Raw genomic sequence first — 16,230 nt, forward strand, 5'->3', positions numbered from 1 at the left:
AGTTCGAGTAGGGATCAGAATCCCGACATCAGCTTCTTCCACTGCACGCCGAACGGATGTTTCGCGGTGATCGAGCTGAACCGGCTGCGTCCGTGCACGATGATGTGCAGCGGTCCGATCGGCGGGCCGGTCCGCACCTTGTTGTTGGCGCTGGAGCCGATCAGCTCCACGCCGTTGAGGTCGACGGTCGCCTCACCGGGCAGGATCATGGTGAGCGAGCTGCAGAAATCGTCGACCCGGATCTCGACCACCTGGGTCGACATCACGGCCTGGGTGAAATCCAGGGTGACGCCGGAGAGATAGCTGTTGACGTACAGCGACGGTGGCACCTGCCACGGTCCCTTGCGGGTGACGCCGGACAGCCGCGGCCGAATCGCGGTTTCGGCCTCCGTGCCTCCGCCGGGGGCACCCCACCGCCATGTCGGAGCGGGTCCGGCCGAGGCGGTCGGCTGGGCGGGATTCGGTTGTCCCGCAAGGCGAATGCCGGGTAGGTCGATCAGGACGGCGTTGAGTTCGCCGCGCGTCTTGGCCGCCAGCGCGGTATCCATGCGCTCGCTGAACTCGCCCAGCGACAGCATGCCCAGGCCGACCGCGCGCTGCAGCAGGGTTCCGACATGTTCGCGTTCGGTATCCGATACCCGCAGGTCACGGTCGCCCACGGCTCCCCCGGTTCCCGCGGACCCCGGGGCGGAAACGGTCTCACCACCCATGTCCACGAGGCTACCGACGCCGCGGCCGGAGCACATCAGGGCAATCCCTGATCCGGCCCCTATTCGAGGCCCTGTTCGATGGCGTATCGGGTGAGTTCGACCCGATTGCCGAGCTGCAGTTTGCGCAGCGTCGCCTGCACGTGGTTCTCGACCGTGCGGTGACTGACGCTCAGCCTGGTGGCGATCTGTTTCGCCGACAGGCCCTTGGCCACCAGCCGCAACACCTCGGTCTCCCGTTCGGTGAGCACCGGGCGCTCGGCGCTCGCGCCGGCTCCCGCCCCGGCGATGCGACGGAATTCGCCGAGCACCACACCGGCCAGGCCGGGCGTGAACACGGCCTGGCCCGCGGCCGTCGCACGCACCGCCTCGATCAGCTCGGCCGCCGACGCGCTCTTGACCAGATAGCCGGTGGCCCCGGCCTTGATGGCCTCCAGCACGTCCCCGCGTTCGTCCGAGGCCGAGAGCACCAGCACCCGGCTGCGCGGCGAGACGCGCAGCACCTCGGCGGTGGCCTGGGCGCCGCTGCCGTCGGGTAGTTGCATATCCATCAGCACGACGTCCGGACCGACCGCGGCGGCCCGCCGCCCCGCCGCGCCGACACCGTCCGCCGTCGCCGCCACCCGGAAACCGGCCTCGGTGAGATCGCGGGACACACCGTCGCGCCACATCGGGTGGTCGTCGACCACCATCACCGAAACATCCTGTGCTGCCGCGTCTTCCGCTGCGCTCATCGCTGCTCCCCGTCGCGTGGAATCCGGAATTCCCATTCGGTGCCGTCGGTGGTGTCGAGTAGTTCCGCGGTGCCGCCCAATGCTTCGATCCGCCCGACGATGGAATGCGAGACGCCCATCCGTCCTTCGGCGACCGCGGCCGGCAGCCGGCCGTCCGCGATCCCCGGCCCGTCGTCGCGCACGCTGACCACCACCGCGTCACCCATATCCTCCAGCAGCACATAGGCTTTCGCTTCGGCACCGGCGTGCAGCGCGGTATTGGACAGTGCGGCGCCGACGGCGGCGGCGATCTCGCGAGCGGTCCATCCGCCGATCGTCACCGGCTCTCCGGGCGCGGAGACGGAGATCGACGGCGCGGCGAACCCGGACAACAGGGAGCGCAGATCTTCGCGGGCGCCGAGAGTCGAACCGTTTCGGCCCTGTTCGGAGAGCAGCACGCGGAGCGCGACTTCCTGCTCGCGCGCCCGGTCGGCCAATTCGGCTGTGCTGCCGCCTATTTCGCCACCTCGGCGACTGATATAGGCGAGGACCTGCAGGACCCCGTCGTGTACTTCGCGGGCGAGCCGTTCGCGTTCGGCGGTGGCGGCGGTCAACCGCATCGCGTGTTCGAGTTGGCCCTGCGCGCGCCGCGCCGTCGCCGCCGCCAGCCCGATGGCCAGACCGACCGAAACCAGCACCGGCGCGGTCGCATCCGACCACAGGTCCAGTTCCCACTGTTCGCGCACCACGATGCTCACCACCGAGATCGCCAGCCCGGCGAGCACACCACCGAGCGCACCCCATTCGATCGCCGCCGACATCACCGCATTGGCCATCCACAGCGTGGTCGGCACGGTCTGATGCCCGTGGTACCAGGGGTAATCGGCGACCAGCCGGGTCGCCGCCATCAACCCGACGGCGACCGCCAGATCGCCGATCACCACCGCGCGGCGCTCCCATCCGGTGACCGACCAGCGCGAGAGCCACAGCGCCGAGACGACCGACCAGAGCACCAGAATGCCGATAAGCACCCAGCTCAGCGGCTGCCGCTGGTACGACGACACCGAGGCGAACTGCTGGCCCACCGCATAGAGCATCGTGACCAGGCGAAACACCTGCGCCGCCCGCCACAGCGGCGCGGTCGCGGCCGTCGGTCCGGGCGCGGTCGAGTCGGCGGGCGGCGCGGCGCCCGCGGACTCAGCCTTCGTCCGCATCACCGCCGCCCGCATCGGACCGCGATTCGGTCCGGCGGTACCGATCCGGCTCGGGCCGGTCGGGATCGGCGTGGAACATCGGCTCCCCCGGTTCGCCGGTATTGAGTTCCTGATACAGCTCTTCCGGGCTGCCGACCAGCAGCGAGCGGATCGCGGTATTCATCACCGCGACGAACGGCACCGCCAGCAGACCGCCCGCGATACCGGCCAGCACCACGCCGGCGGTGATCGCCAGCACCACCGCCAGCGGATGGATGCGCACCGCGCGACCCAGCAACAAGGGTTGCAGCACATGGCCTTCCAGCTGCATCACCGCCACCGTGATGCCGAGCACGATCAGCGCGGTGACGAAACCTTTCGTCATCAAGGCCAGGAAGACCGCGATGAAACCCGCGAGCAGGGAGCCGACGATCGGAATGAACGCGCCGATGAACACCAGCGATGCCAGCGGAAGAGCCAGCGGCACACTCAGAATCGCCAACCCGGCGCCGATGCCGATGGCGTCGACGGCCGCCACCACGACGGTGGCGCGCACGAATCCGATCAACGTGCCGAAGCCGAGTCGCCCGGCGGTGCGCACCCGCTCGCGTTGCGGGGTCGGCACGATCCGGGTCACGAAATTCCAGATCTGGTCGCCGCCGTAGAGGAAGAAGATCAGGATGAACAGCGTCAGGAAGGCGCCGGTGAGGAATTCGCCGACCGCGGCGGCGGTGGTCAGGGCGCCGCTGGTCAGCGAATCCTGATTGGCCTCCAGCGTTTTGATGATCGTATTGCCGCCGTTGCGGATCTGATCGTTGCTCAGATGCAGCGGCCCGTTGATCAGCCAGTCCTGCACGGTGTGAATGCTGGTCTTGAATTCGTCGGTCAGCTGCGGCACACCGGTGATGAACTGCTCGATGACGAAGGTGAAGATCCCCGCCAGCAGGCCCAGCGATCCGACCAGGGCCACGAATACACCGATGCCGCGCGGGATTCCGAGGCGTTGCAGCAGATCCACCAGCGGCGAGAGCAGCGCCGCCGCGAGCAGGGCGATCGCGACCGGAATGACGACCGTGGTCAGCTTGTGCGCCAGATAGGCGACCGCCAGCACCGCCACCAGGATGATCAACAGTCGCCAGCACCATTCGGCGCCCTGGCGCACCAGTGGATGCACCGAGTCGGCGGCGGTGCGTTCGCGCCCGCGACCGGATGCGCTACGGCCCGAGGCCGCCGTTGCGACGCCCGCCGGGGCAGGCTCGGCCGGATTCCCGGAGGTCTTGCTGTCCCCACTCACGCCGCGAGCCTATCGGCCGGGAACGCAACCGGCACGTGTCCGCTCCGCCCGAATCCGGTGACCTACGCCGCGCCCCGCTAGATTGGTCAACGTGTCAGCGCCTCTGGAAGCGGTCAAACAGACCATGCGAACGCGCTGGCCGCTGTACCTCGCATCCATGCTGGCGGCCAATGCCTTCGGTGCGGTCCTGGTCTACGCGTTCATCCAGTACGGGCTGCCCGCGCCCGAGGGCACGCCGAACGGATTGCGGCGCGCCGGTCTGCTGCTTCCGGCGCTGGTCTTCGCGATCGGCGGATTCCTGAGCGTCACCGCCTCGGCGCTGATGCTGCGTCCGGTGATGCGCTGGCAGATGCGCGGCGGGCCGCCCAGCCGCCAGGAACAGATGGCGGCCCTGCACGCGCCGCTGCGGCAGTCCATCCTGCATCTGCTGTTGTGGCTGGTGGGCGGTGCGGTGCTGGCCGCGCGGATCATCGTGGAAACGCCCGAGCTCGCGGGTGCGGTGATCGTCACCGAATGTATGGCCGCCACCATCGTGTTCGGTTTCACCTACATGCTGGGTGAGCGGATTCTGCGGCCGGTCGCCGCGCACGCGCTGACCACCGGCACCTTCGATCACACCCTCACCCCCGGTGTCGGCACGCGCATGGCGATGACGTGGGGTATGGGTACGTTCGCGCCGACCATCGCGATCGTGCTGCTGTGCGTCACCCAGATCACCTCGCAGGTGCATTTCTCGGCGCAGTCGCTGGCCATCTCGATCCTGCTGCTGTGCGGCGTGGTGATCATGCAGGCGCTGGCGCTGTCGATGCTCACCGGGTCGAGCATCTCCGACCCGGTGCGTCAGCTCTCCCGGGCGATCAACCGGGTCCAGGCCGGTGCACGCGATGTGCAGGTCGAGGTCTTCGACGGCAGTGAGATCGGCCTGCTGCAGGTCGGTTTCAACCGCATGATGGAAGAGGCCGCGCAGCGCCGCGAACTGCAGGAACTGTTCGGCCAGCACGTCGGCGAGGAAGTGGCCCGCCGAGCGCTGGAGTACGGCACGGAACTGGGTGGTGAAACCCGGTTCGTGGCCGTGCTGTTCGTCGATATGGTCGGCTCCACCGCCACCGCCGCCGAGCATCCGCCCACCGAGGTGGTCAGCCTGCTCAACGAATTCTTCCGGGTGGTGGTCGACGTGGTCGACCGGCACAACGGCCTGATCAACAAGTTCGTCGGCGACGCGGCGCTGGCGATCTTCGGTGCGCCCCTGGACCGTCCGGACGCGCCGACCGCCGCGCTGGCCGCGGCCCGTGATCTGCGCGAGGCGCTGCGTGAGGTGCAGGGCCTCGATATCGGCATCGGGGTCTCGGCCGGCCTCGCCGTCGCCGGCAATATCGGCGCCGCGAATCGCTTCGAGTACACGGTGATCGGCGATCCGGTGAACGAGGCCTCGCGGCTCACCGAATTGGCGAAGGAACATCCGGGTCGCGTCCTGGCCTCGGGCAGCGCCCTGTACTTCGCCGACGACGACGAACAGAAGCAGTGGATCTCCGGCGACGAGGTGCAGTTGCGCGGTCGCCGCCGCAAGACCAGGCTCGCGTGGCCGAAGGCCCTGGGCTGATATCGAGCGCCACCCCGGCATCGCGGCTGGCGCGCACGATCGCGTCGAAGGCGGGCTTGTGGAAACGCGCCCGCTGTGCCTCGTCGGTGTAGTCGCCGCTGTCGATCACCGCGGCGTAGGCCGGGACCAACGCCGCCATCGCGGTGACGTAGGCCACGGCGCGCGGCGCGAACTCGGTGGCGGTGACCCCCGCCGAGCGAACCATCGCCGTGCCGTGGAAGAAGCCGGTGAACATGGCGTACATCCCGGCCAGCAGCGCGAAATCGAACAGTGCGGCGGTACCGGCATCGGCCCCGAAATACTCTGCGGTGGCGAGCTTTTCGAGGTCGGACCGGGATCGCTCGAAGACGGCGGCGGAACCGCTGTAGAGGATCGACGCACCGGATCCGCCGATCATCGGCGGCACCGCCATGCCGCTCTCGGTCAGGACGGTGGCGACGGCCCGGCCCATCGGCCCGAGGCCCAGCACAGCCACGGCGGTCTGTTCGGCGCGTGGGGCCGTGCGCGGATCGACCGCATCGGCGCCGCGCGCGTGCAGCCGCCGGACACCCCGACCCGCGCCGTCACGGCCGGTTGACCCGGGACCACGCGTCCGCTGCCGCCTTGGGCCCCGACCCCACTAGGCTGGGCGTTGTGACGGCCCACGCTGAACCCGGCGGCGAACCGGCGCGGCCCGCGCGGCGCAGGTTCCGCTGGTTGAAATGGGTCCTCGGCGTTGCCCTGTCGGCGTTGCTGATCGCCGAGGGCGTATACCTGTGGCCGCGCCTGCACGACTCCTGGCGCAACCTCACCGAGATCCACTGGGGCTGGGTCGCGCTGTGCATCTGGATGCAGGCCTTGTCGATGAGCGGATTCGGCCGCATTCAGAAACGCCTGCTGCGCGCGGGCGGAGTCGACGTGTCGCAACGGGCCTCGGTCTCGGTCGTCTACGGGGCCACCGCGATGTCGGTGTCGCTGCCCGCCGGACAGGTGTTCTCCACCGCCTTCACCTATCGCCAGACCCGCCGCTGGGGTGCGAGTCCGATCGTCGCGTCCTGGCAGTTGCTGATGTCGGGTGTGGTCGCCACGAGCGGAATGCTGCTGCTCGGCGTCGGCGGCGCGCTGCTGGTCGGCAATCGCGTCGGCCCGGGGAAGCTGGCCCTCATGCTGGGCGCGGTGGCGCTGCTGGTGTGGGCGGGCAAATACGTTTCCGGTAATCCCGGTGCGCTGCAGGCGCTGGTGCGGCGCGGGGTGCGGCTGGTCAACCGGATCCGGCGCCATCCGGCCGATTCCGGTCTGGCGCACGTCGACGAGGTGCTGCGGCAGCTGGAATCGGTGGACCTGAACCGGCGCGACGTCGCGTGGGTCGCGTTCTGGGCGGTCGTGCATCGGCTCGGCGATGTGGCCTGCCTCGGCGCGGCCTGCTACGCGGTCGGCGCCGATCCCCGCTGGGCGGGCCTGCTGATCGCGTTCAGCGTGGGGAAAGCGGTCGGCACGATTCCGTTCGCCCCTGGTGGCATCGTCTACGTCGACGCCACCCTGATCTACAGCCTCACCGCCGCCGCGGGACTGCCGGCCGCGCAGGCGGTGGCCGCCGCCTTCGTCTACCGCATGGTGAGTTTCATCCTCGTCGCGATCGTCGGCTGGATCGTCTTCGCCTTCCGCTTCCGCAATCCGCAGCTCGGTGATGCGCAGTTCGAGGAGGAATTCGAACAGCGCTCGGCCCTGCTCGCCGAACCCCGCCGTCCCGACGGCGGCGACCAACGACCCGACGACGAGCCGCAGGCCTGAGCGGTCCCGGACTCCGGCTGCCACACCGCTGTCACTACCCTGGCGACCGTGAGGAAATGGCTGCCGCTGCTGATCGATGTCGTGCTGGTGATCGTGTTCTGCGCGATCGGCCGGCGCAGCCACGACGAGGCGGTGGCGGCGGGTCTGCTGCGCACGGTCTGGCCGTTCGGCGCCGGTCTGCTGATCGGCTGGCTGATTGCCCTGACGATTGCCGGCCGCGGGCGACTGTCCGCCGCGCTCGCGCAGTTCGACGGATCGGCGGTCTGGCCGACCGGTGTGGCGGTGTGGTTGTCGACGCTGATCGGCGGCATGGTGCTGCGCGTGATCAGCGGTCAGGGCACCGCGGTCAGCTTCGTCATCGTCGCGGCGACGGTCCTCGCGGTCTTCCTGCTGGGTTGGCGCGCGGTATGGGCCGTCGCCGCCCGGCGCATTCGGGTCACCGGCGCATCCGTGAACTGACCCGCGCCGACCGCTTCGCGACGACTACTTCTTGTCGTCCGGCGTGGCCAGCGACTGCAGCATGCGCGCGGCCATCCGGGAGGTGGCGTCACCGCTGTCGACATCATCGATGTGGATGGCGAAGGCCAGGTCACCGGCATTGGCGAGCAACCACCCGTCCGAACCGGCGTTCGCCGTGAAGGCCGTGACCCCGGCGTAGCGGGCGACCGTCACCTCCTGCGGACTCCCGGTCGCGTCGCGCAGCATGCCGCGCAGTTTGTCGACCACATCGCCGGGCAGCGGTTCCAGCTTGGCCTCGGTGGTGCCGGGCCGGCCGATCTCGATCATCGGCGGCGCGACCGATCCGCGCGCGATCGTGGCGGCGGCGATGGCCATTCCGAACGGGCTCGCCAGAATCGGATCGTTGGCGCCCTGTTTGACCTGCTCGACGCCGCGACCGCCGATCGGCAGCCGGCCCGTGGTCTCGTCCAGTCCGGGAACCTTGAATCCGATACCGACGCCCAGCATGGCCGCCGCCTCGGCCGCATCCTGCACCGAAACGTCCTGCGGCGCCTTCTTCTTCTGGATCGAGGCGACCGCCTTGAACAGGTCCATCGCACCGCCCACCGGATAGGTCGCGGTGAAGGCGGGCGCGCCCTGAGCGCTGGCGTAGTTGTTCTGGGCGGCCGCGACCACCGCTCCGGTGGAGGGCTGAATCGCCACGATCGATGCGGCGGTACCCACACTCACCACGGCGTCCTCAGCCGCGCGCTGCAGTTTCTGGTCCATCGTGGAGGCGATGTCCGGTCCGGGCGGCCCCTGATATCCGGCGAGCTGGGTGACCATCTTGCCGTCGGGCTCGAACAGCTGCACACCCCAGCCGGCGTGCTGATCCCGGTTCTCCTGCCACACCTTCTGCAGCGCCTCGGTCATCGGCGACCACACCCGCCGGTCGGCGACGATCAGCTTCGGCTGCTTCTCCATCACCACGCCGGGAATCGAGGCCATCCGCGGCTCGAGAATCGCGAAATCGTCCTCGCGCAGGCTCACCGCGGTGATCGGCTTACCCTGCGAGCCCGCCAGCTGCTGCATCAGCGAGGCGCCGGTGATCAGCGGCGCGACCGGCGAGATGGCATCGGCGAGGGCGTTGGTGGTGCCGACCGGATCGCCGGTCTTGGTGGGGTCCACCTTGATGACGTTGATGGTCTGCTGGGTCAGCAGCGGCTGGCCGTCGTTGTCGTTGACCTTGGGCGGCGGCGTCGCCTCGGTGCGAACCAGTTTCACCGAGCGCTTGTAGTCCAGTTGCGGCATGACGACGGTGGGGTCCCAGGAAATCCGCCAGCCGATAGCCAGCTTGCGGATATTGCCCTGCAGGTCGTAACTCCAGTCCTTACCCGGGCCGAAATTCCAGGCCGCTTTGAGGTTGAACATCGCCGAATCGCCGTCGAGGCTGATGAACTGAACCAGCTTGTAATCGGGCTTACCGGGCTGAAGTCCGTCGAACATGGACTTCAGGGTGCTCTCGGCACCGGAGGGGTACGAGGTCAGCGCGGCGGCGCCCGCGGCATCGCGATCATCCATTAGCTGGGTGAAATGCTCGACGACCCCTTCGGGTCCGCTCGGCGTGCTGTGAAAATCGCACGACCCCATCACGATCGCTACGGCAGCAATTGCGGCCAGTGCCACTGCGCCCCGAACGCGAAAGCGGCGGGATCCCCACACATCCATGTCGCCCACTCTTCACTCTTGTCACTCCAGCAACAAGACCAACGGTACCCGAAGGAGTTGCCCGCGGTCCCACCTAGGCACCGACCGCATCTTCCATGCTCAGCGACCACAATAGTGCCCGATCCCCGAACTCCGTTGCAGCCGGTCGGCGAAATCCGCGGACGTGTTCGGACCATTCCCGTTTCCTCCGACAGCGAAACCCGAGAGCGCTCTTGCGGCGTAATCTTGTAATCACAGTTACAAGAAACTCCCGCAGTGAGGAAACATCATGAGACACGGACACGGACGGGGATTCGGCCGGCCGGGCGGCTGGCAACAGGCGGATCTTCCCGACGCCGCCGACGCTCCGGACTGGTTCGCCGGAAGGTTGCCGAGCGAGTGGTTCAGCGGTCCGGCGACCATCGAGATCGACCGCGACGAGATCGTGGTGATCGGCGAACTGGCGCTGCCGGCCCCCGAATCCGGCGACGACGAAGCAGCCGGCTCCGAACCGTCACCCGCGACGGTGGACGGACTGATCGCACGCTTCCGCGAATCGACGCGACCGGCCCGCATGCAGATCGCCCAGGAGGCCCAGGCGCGCTACGGCCGCAATGTGGCGTGGGGCGTATCGGTCAACGGGGAACGCACCCTGTTCACGCATCTCTCGGTTCCGGTGATGACGCGACTGCGCCAGCCCGAACGCAAGGTGCTCGACACGCTCGTCGACGCCGGGGTCGCCCGCTCCCGCGCCGACGCACTCGCGTGGACGGTGAAATTGGCCGGTAAGCACGCCGAGGAGTGGTTGGCGGAACTGCGGACGGCGATGCGCAAGGTGGACGACCTGCGAGCCGAGGGGCCGCGCGGCCTGTGACCGGGCTAGGGTACCGGTCATGGCACCGATTCTCGTGCTCAACGGCCCGAATCTGAATATGCTCGGCACCCGCCAGCCCGACGTCTACGGCTCGGACACCCTCGACGACGTGGTCGAGCTGTGCCGGGAGACCGCTGCCCGCTTCGATCGCGAGATCACCACCTATCAGTCCAATTCCGAAGGCGCGCTGATCGATCGGATCCATGCGGCCCGCGGGGTGGAAGCCGGGATCGTGATCAATCCCGGCGGGCTGACCCACACCTCGGTCGCCCTGCGCGACGCCCTGGTGATTCCCGAGGTGCCGATCGTGGAGGTGCACATCTCGAATGTGCACGCGCGCGAGGAATTCCGGCACCACTCCTACATCTCGCCGATCGCCACCGCGGTGATCGCCGGAATGGGGATCCGGGGATACGCGGCGGCGATCGAATTCCTCTGTACCCGTTGAGCTTTCGCTCAGACTCCGTCGCGCAGTAGCCGGTACATCGGCACTCCGGCCCCGGCAGCGGCCACCTTCTCCCACAGCTCGCGCACGGTGTGCGAGAGCGTGGCGTCCACCCCCACCTCCTCGCTGGTCTCGACGACGTGGGCCGCGCCCGCCACCATCATGCGGGCGGCGGCCTCGTCACCCCAGCCGCCGGACTTGGCGGCGGCGGCGTATTCGGCCATGAAGAAGGGGAACGCCTCGGCGGAACGCTGCGCGAACGGCAGGAAGCGGTCGACGTCGTGGCCGGCGCGCTCGATCACGGCCAGGGCCTGGTTGTAGCCGATCAGCCAGGGATGGAACAGCGTGAGCAGGGCCTGGTAGAACAGCTGCGCCAGCCCGTCGTCGGCGCCGAGGTACTCCGGTGCGCTGAGCGGGCGCAGCAGGTCGACATGGGCGTCGAAGACCTCGCGCGGACCGCTGTAGAAGATGTAGGACGCCGGATGGGTGATGTCGTCGCCGGCCGACATGAACCCGCCGGACAGGAACCGCGCCCCGTGCGAGCGCACCCATTCGGCGCCCGCGCGGGTGCGCTCCGGGGAATCGGAGGACAGGTTCACGATCACCTTCTCCCGCAACCGTTCCGGAGCCCGCCCCAGGACGTCGTACATGGCGGCGTAGTGGGTCAGACTCAGCACGATCACCTGGTTGCGGTCCAGTGCGTCGGCCACCGACTCGGCGCGACGGGCGCCCAGTTCCGCCATCGCCTCGGCCTTGTCGGCGCTGCGATTCCAGACCGTCACCTCGGTGCCCGCGGCCAGCAGTGCGCGCACGATCGCCCGGCCCATCGGGCCCAGCCCGATCACCGTGACGGAGGAACGTTCGGACATGGTGTACTCCTTGCTGTTTCGAAGTTCTTCCGATCGGCGCCGGATTCGATCGTCACCGGGATTCGCGTCCCGGGCAATAACGCACGTCGACGTGCGGTTGCTTACCTCGAGGTTCGGAAAAAGCTCAGGAGGGCGAGATGGCGGACGACTGTGACACAGAACACTCGGTATGCGGGATGTCGGTGGCCATCGACGTGGTCGGCGGCAAGTGGAAACTCCACCTGATGTGGGTGCTGGGCGAGGGCCCTCAGCGCTTCGGCCGCATCCGTGCCCTGCTGCCCGGGGTGAGCGAGAAGGTGCTCACCGAGAATCTCCGCCACCTGGAATCCCACGGCGTGGTCCGCCGCGAGGTGTTCCCCGAAATCCCGCCGCGAGTGGAATATTCGCTCACTCCCGCGGGCGTCGAATTGGCCGCGGCCCTGCGCCCGCTCGAACAGTGGGGTGAACGGCGCCGCGACGGACTGTTCGCCACCGCGTCGGCGTGAGAGCGGGTCAGCTCGTGGGGACCGTGCCGTGATTTCGGCGCAGGTTCTCAAGCATGTGCGGGTCGTGTACCGAGTTCTCGGACTCGGCGCGCGAGGACGCGGGCGTGGTTGACGAACCCGTCGTGGTTCATGGGCTGGATGGTGTAGCCGGCTGGGTCCTGGTGGACGTAGTAGCGGCCGTCACCCGGGAAGTCCATCCATACGAAGCCCTGGACGCCGTCGGTGCGATTGTCGAGGAATCTTCCTGGATAGCAGAGGACTTCGCCCCAGCCGCTGCGCGGGCGGGCCAGGAATGTGTTCGTGCGTTCCCGGAGCGTGGGCCGGGGTTGCCAGCCGAGGGACTCGGGCTCGAGGTCGAGTTCGGACTTCAGGCCACCCAGTTCGTGGCGGCCCGGCGGAAGTTCGGGAAGCATGCGCGCGAGCAGGCCCAGGGCTTGGACATGGGTGCACAGGGTGACCGAAACATCGCCGCTCGCAACAGGTTCCGGATCGGGATCCTGGATGGCGACCGCAGCGCTGGACGGTCCGAAACCGGCGTAGCCGCGCAGTTGCGTATCGGGGTTGTCGGGGTCGGCGCCGAGGCGGCCGTGGACATGCAACCGGACCTGCGGTTCGGTGAGGGTGCCGATGAGGCGGGCGAAATCGTCGTCCACGCGTGGGCGCAGGCTGTCGATGGCTTCGCGGCGCCGGCGAATCAGATCCGCTTCATCGATGGCACGCAGGGCATTCCAGGTCGGGTACGGCAGGCGGTCGCGCTCCATCGCGAACAAAGCCGCCTCGTACTGCGCACTGGTCAACTGCCAGTGGATCACCGATATTCTCCCGGCGCTCGGCCGCGATCGGGTGGATTCGCCGATCGGGCTGCGGGTGGTTGCTGCTGCGACAAGTCATCCCCGATGGCACCGTAGGCGGGCAATACCCTCCGCCCGTCCTCGATCCATTCCTCGAGGTGCTGTCCGCGCAGATACTCCGGGGATTGTCGGTCCTTGTCCTCCTCGGACTTGCCCTTGCCGCCCGCGCCGGGTGACATGCCCGGCGTACCGGCGGCGCCCGCCTGCCCCGGCGCACGCATTCCCCCCAAGGAGGCGGCCGCCGGTGGTGCGACGGGGCCACCGGGTATCGAGGATCCGAGCCCTGGACGCGCAGTACCACCGCCCGAGCCGGACAGGCCGCCCAGTCCGGAACCGTGGGAGCCACCACCCGATCCGGAACCGTGAAGACCGCCGCCCAGTCCGGAGCCGGAAGTTCCCCCGCCCAGCCCACCGCTCGGATCGAATCCGGCGGCAGTGGTGGAGGCGGCGTTCGGCACGCTCGAACCTGTTGCGCTGGAGGGGTTCTGCCCGCTACTGGGAGTTGTGGAACTCGGCTGTGTTCCCAGGGATTGGCTCCCATCGGTCCCGGTGTTCGGATCGGAGCTCGGATTCACCTCGCCGGGCCTCGGACTCTGATCGCCGCCACCGGAATTCGATGGACCCGGCCCCGGCGAAACCGGCCCCGGGCCTGTCGGACCGACCGGGCCGCCCGGAGCGGCCGCCGGATTGACCGTGGGCAGCACCGGCACCGCCTGATCCCCACCACGAATGCCGGGTGAGTACACATTCCGCAGCACCTGCAGAGCCGCTTGCCGTGCTTCCTCTTTCTGGGAGTCCTTATCTTGCTGCTCCGCGAGGATCGGAAGTTGCGGTCCCGTCGGCGCGGCCGCCGGCCCCAACGTCGGTGACCCGGGAGGCAGAATCGGCCCGGTACCGCTGGGCGCCATCGCCTGCAACAACGGGGTCAGCATCCGGAAAGTCTCGTCGCTACCACGCTGGGCGAAGGCGATTTTCATCGCGACCATGGACGCCGACTTGCCGATGTCGGCGACAGAGTCGAGAACACGCCCGAACGTCTGGGCGGCCTTCTGACCGGCGGCCCCCTCCCAGCCGTTGGCAATCGCATCCTCGACGACCTTCTTGCGAGCCGTGTCCGCACCGTCGGCCATACCCGATCCGATACTGCTCCACGCCTCCGAAACCGCGTGCACGACATCGGGTTTGATTTGATAGGTCAAGTCGCGAATCTGCTCCAGCGTCAAATGCTCGAAGTCGTCCCCACCGGTAATGGACTGCGCATCGACATCGACACCGAGCTGATCGGCCAGAACATTGATCTGCTGCTGCAACGCAAGCTGATCGGCATCCCACGCTTGCGTATTCGAACCCGACACCATGCCCGCATAGAAGCTGTTGCTCATGGCATCGAGCCGGCGCAGGAACTCGCCACTACCCTGATCCAGATAGCTCGACGGTTCCGGTAGGGGAGTCACGGTTGCGTCCTTTGGATGCCTTCCACTGCGGCATCGACGGAGTGGTGAACCGACCTCGGGTTCCTGCGCGAAACCTGGTGCGAAAGGCCATGCGATACCGCCGGCCGCGCACCGCTACGCCACCCGATTTTCGAGCGCATCACTGGCCCCCTTTTGCTCTCCGCTGCACGGGGCGCTTGAATCCCCCTGCGTCGGAGACTTTATCGCAGGTATTCGCGCCGCGCCCAGCCGATCCGGGCGTAGGTGTACTCCGGTTCGACCGTGATCACGTCTGCGATTCGAAGCAGCTTGGTCGGCACGACGCCGTCGTCGAAGTGCGCTACGCCCGGGACGACAACCGCATCGGCGCGATATGCCTCGGCAAGGTTACGAAGGCGCAACCCGAGATCATCTGCCCCGCTGGCGAACGTGACGATCGTCCGAAGGTGGTACCCGAGTCGCTCTGCGAGAGAACGGATCCGAATTTCATCACACAGCAGGTGCGCGCCGGAAACATCGTGCCGCAGGTACCCGATCGCATAGATACTCACAGCGCGTGTGTCCCGACAATTGCATGTAGTCTGGTCAGCACCCGCTCACGGTCCACCTCCGCCTCGGTCCGGGCCGACCACTGGGAACCGCGTTCTCGGCAGTAACTTTCGACCGCCAAACGTCGTTGGAGTCCGGCGACGGTCAACCCGTCCGCGCGTGGCGGCAACCAGCAGCCGAAGCCGATGAGGGTGCCGCAGACGCTGATCATCAGCGCTGTCGTCATCACGAACATGGTCAGTCCACCTCATCCCGCGCGGACAGGGCTGCTCCGGCGGCGAGGCGCGCCCGGCAGTCCGGAAGGCAGTCGCGGTGGGTATTCCACAGACGACGAGCGCAGTCGCGTTCCAGCTGAGTGGGTTCCCAAGTGCATTCGTTCAGCGAAACCGCTTGCAGGGCCACCGGTTCCAGTGCACCAGCTCGCCACAGCCGAGGCGGCGTCATGGTCAATAGATCGAAACCAGCGGTGCCGATATCGGTTCGATGGTCGACATGAGTCATGTCGACCACGATGATCGCGGCGGCCTCCATGCCGGCGGCAATGCCGAGGGTGTAGCCGACTGGATCACGGGCGCCCTGCGGCGGGCGAATGGAAAAAGTCCATTCATAGCCGAGATGGTCTGCGTAGCACTGGATATCGAGTGCGTGGGCTGCGGTGTCGATGCCGGACAGTTCCGTCCGCACCAACCCGACGGCCTTCGGCCGGAAGGCCGGCCGTACCGCACCGGACTGGCTCACCGGCAAATCAGCCGACGATCCGATCATGTCAATCATCCCGCCTCCATCGCTCTTGCCGCGACGCGGATCGCGACGATGTCTCACTGCCGTAATGGTGTTCTGCCACAATGTCGTTGCCGCTCCGACGCGGGTAGCGACCGCAAGGCGGACCAACAGCAGGGGCGATCACGGAATCACCCACAAGCGCTCACAGGGCAGGCGTGCGCAGTTCTCGTCCGGCGCCGTGAATTCGACTGCCGCACAACCGCCGTACCGTTCCCAGTGGTCCGCGAACCGCCGCGCTGCCGATTCGCATGCGACGAAAGTCAGCGGATGCCGACTCGACGAAGTCAGATAGACCGACACCGTCACATCAGGTTCGGCCGGAAGGGGCGAGACCGGCCGATTCGCGGCACTCTCCGGCGAGCTCATCGTGAACCGCCGTCGTGGCTCCCGGCGAAGCCTGGACGGTCATCGACCACGCGCGTGCCGGACCACGGGCACCGTTCACCCACTCGGACGTGGTGCACGGCGATCCTTCCGTCCACCAGCGGAACAAGGCCGGAGCACAACCACGACGGGCAG

General features: G+C 68.0%; 18 protein-coding genes and 1 pseudogene. 7 read left to right on the forward strand and 12 right to left on the reverse strand.

Annotated elements, in window-relative coordinates; translation table 11 throughout:
- Nucleotides 1–14: 14 nt before the first annotated feature.
- The 4 genes from IRT45_RS25705 to IRT45_RS25720 all read right to left on the reverse strand — a co-directional run bounded on the left by IRT45_RS25705 (nt 15) and on the right by IRT45_RS25720 (nt 3,787).
- The gene (locus tag IRT45_RS25705; protein ID WP_194808494.1) at nt 15–659 is read right to left on the reverse strand and encodes a DUF1707 domain-containing protein; all 645 of its coding nucleotides are present in this window, start codon (nt 657–659) and stop codon (nt 15–17) included.
- Between the two features lie 110 nt (nt 660–769).
- Nucleotides 770–1,441, reverse strand: coding sequence for a response regulator transcription factor (locus IRT45_RS25710; protein WP_194808444.1), 672 nt, complete (start codon nt 1,439–1,441; stop codon nt 770–772).
- Nucleotides 1,438–2,634 carry a MacS family sensor histidine kinase gene (macS, locus tag IRT45_RS25715; protein ID WP_194808445.1) on the reverse strand — a complete coding sequence of 399 codons (1,197 nt, stop codon included), beginning with the start codon at nt 2,632–2,634 and terminating at the stop codon, nt 1,438–1,440. Before macS ends, IRT45_RS25710 begins: the two co-directional genes overlap by 4 nt.
- On the reverse strand, nt 2,618–3,787 hold the full coding sequence (locus IRT45_RS25720) for an AI-2E family transporter (RefSeq protein ID WP_194808495.1): 1,170 nt from the start codon (nt 3,785–3,787) through the stop codon (nt 2,618–2,620). Before IRT45_RS25720 ends, macS begins: the two co-directional genes overlap by 17 nt.
- A gap of 244 nt (nt 3,788–4,031) precedes the next feature.
- Between IRT45_RS25720 and IRT45_RS25725 the strand changes: the two genes are divergently transcribed.
- Nucleotides 4,032–5,507: an adenylate/guanylate cyclase domain-containing protein gene (locus IRT45_RS25725; protein WP_194808496.1), complete on the forward strand. Its 1,476-nt coding sequence runs from the start codon at nt 4,032–4,034 to the stop codon at nt 5,505–5,507.
- 61 nt (nt 5,508–5,568) lie between these two features.
- Here the strand turns inward: IRT45_RS25725 and IRT45_RS38090 are convergent.
- A pseudogene (locus tag IRT45_RS38090) lies at nt 5,569–5,751 on the reverse strand (NAD(P)-dependent oxidoreductase); the annotation flags it as partial.
- On the opposite strand from IRT45_RS38090, the gene IRT45_RS25730 reads away from it, so the two are divergent.
- Genes IRT45_RS25730 through IRT45_RS25740 form a run of 3 tightly spaced genes read left to right on the forward strand, consistent with a single transcriptional unit; the run spans nt 5,722 to nt 7,736 of the window.
- Nucleotides 5,722–6,084: a hypothetical protein gene (locus IRT45_RS25730; RefSeq protein WP_194808446.1), complete on the forward strand. Its 363-nt coding sequence runs from the start codon at nt 5,722–5,724 to the stop codon at nt 6,082–6,084. The pseudogene IRT45_RS38090 and the gene IRT45_RS25730 overlap by 30 nt on opposite strands.
- 56 nt (nt 6,085–6,140) lie before the next feature.
- The gene (locus tag IRT45_RS25735; RefSeq protein ID WP_194808447.1) at nt 6,141–7,277 is read left to right on the forward strand and encodes a YbhN family protein; all 1,137 of its coding nucleotides are present in this window, start codon (nt 6,141–6,143) and stop codon (nt 7,275–7,277) included.
- A 48-nt stretch (nt 7,278–7,325) separates the two neighbouring features.
- Complete coding sequence (locus IRT45_RS25740; RefSeq protein ID WP_194808448.1) at nt 7,326–7,736, forward strand: DUF3054 domain-containing protein; 411 nt, start codon at nt 7,326–7,328, stop codon at nt 7,734–7,736.
- Nucleotides 7,737–7,760: 24 nt separating this feature from the next.
- Here the strand turns inward: IRT45_RS25740 and IRT45_RS25745 are convergent, their stop codons facing one another.
- Nucleotides 7,761–9,443 carry an NTF2-like N-terminal transpeptidase domain-containing protein gene (locus IRT45_RS25745; RefSeq protein WP_194808449.1) on the reverse strand — a complete coding sequence of 561 codons (1,683 nt, stop codon included), beginning with the start codon at nt 9,441–9,443 and terminating at the stop codon, nt 7,761–7,763.
- Nucleotides 9,444–9,711: 268 nt separating this feature from the next.
- Here IRT45_RS25745 and IRT45_RS25750 point away from each other — a divergent pair, with 268 nt between their 5' ends.
- Together IRT45_RS25750 and aroQ are read left to right on the forward strand one after the other, a co-directional pair.
- On the forward strand, nt 9,712–10,296 hold the full coding sequence (locus IRT45_RS25750) for a hypothetical protein (RefSeq protein WP_194808450.1): 585 nt from the start codon (nt 9,712–9,714) through the stop codon (nt 10,294–10,296).
- A 19-nt stretch (nt 10,297–10,315) separates the two neighbouring features.
- A complete protein-coding gene (gene aroQ, locus IRT45_RS25755) occupies nt 10,316–10,744 on the forward strand; it encodes a type II 3-dehydroquinate dehydratase (RefSeq protein ID WP_194808451.1) in 429 nt (142 codons plus the stop codon).
- A gap of 8 nt (nt 10,745–10,752) precedes the next feature.
- Here the strand turns inward: aroQ and IRT45_RS25760 are convergent, their stop codons facing one another.
- Nucleotides 10,753–11,688 carry an NAD(P)-binding domain-containing protein gene (locus IRT45_RS25760; protein ID WP_194808497.1) on the reverse strand — a complete coding sequence of 312 codons (936 nt, stop codon included), beginning with the start codon at nt 11,686–11,688 and terminating at the stop codon, nt 10,753–10,755.
- 59 nt (nt 11,689–11,747) lie between these two features.
- Here IRT45_RS25760 and IRT45_RS25765 point away from each other — a divergent pair, with 59 nt between their 5' ends.
- Complete coding sequence (locus IRT45_RS25765) at nt 11,748–12,095, forward strand: helix-turn-helix domain-containing protein (RefSeq protein WP_194808452.1); 348 nt, start codon at nt 11,748–11,750, stop codon at nt 12,093–12,095.
- Nucleotides 12,096–12,142: 47 nt separating this feature from the next.
- Here IRT45_RS25765 and IRT45_RS25770 read toward each other — a convergent pair whose 3' ends face one another.
- From IRT45_RS25770 to IRT45_RS25790, 5 genes are all read right to left on the reverse strand, one after another.
- Nucleotides 12,143–12,907, reverse strand: coding sequence for an ESX secretion-associated protein EspG (locus tag IRT45_RS25770; protein WP_194808453.1), 765 nt, complete (start codon nt 12,905–12,907; stop codon nt 12,143–12,145).
- Nucleotides 12,904–14,400, reverse strand: a complete 1,497-nt coding sequence (locus tag IRT45_RS25775; RefSeq protein ID WP_194808454.1) for a hypothetical protein — start codon at nt 14,398–14,400, stop codon at nt 12,904–12,906. Before IRT45_RS25775 ends, IRT45_RS25770 begins: the two co-directional genes overlap by 4 nt.
- 200 nt (nt 14,401–14,600) lie before the next feature.
- Complete coding sequence (locus IRT45_RS37150) at nt 14,601–14,780, reverse strand: hypothetical protein (RefSeq protein WP_228535084.1); 180 nt, start codon at nt 14,778–14,780, stop codon at nt 14,601–14,603.
- A gap of 146 nt (nt 14,781–14,926) precedes the next feature.
- Nucleotides 14,927–15,154: a hypothetical protein gene (locus IRT45_RS25785; RefSeq protein ID WP_194808456.1), complete on the reverse strand. Its 228-nt coding sequence runs from the start codon at nt 15,152–15,154 to the stop codon at nt 14,927–14,929.
- Between the two features lie 11 nt (nt 15,155–15,165).
- Entirely contained in the window at nt 15,166–15,774 is a 609-nt protein-coding gene (locus IRT45_RS25790; RefSeq protein ID WP_194808457.1) for a hypothetical protein, read from the reverse strand.
- Between the last annotated feature and the right edge of the window lie 456 nt (nt 15,775–16,230).

The organism is Nocardia sp. BSTN01 (genome assembly GCF_015354405.1).
Classification (GTDB): Bacteria; Actinomycetota; Actinomycetes; order Mycobacteriales; family Mycobacteriaceae; genus Nocardia.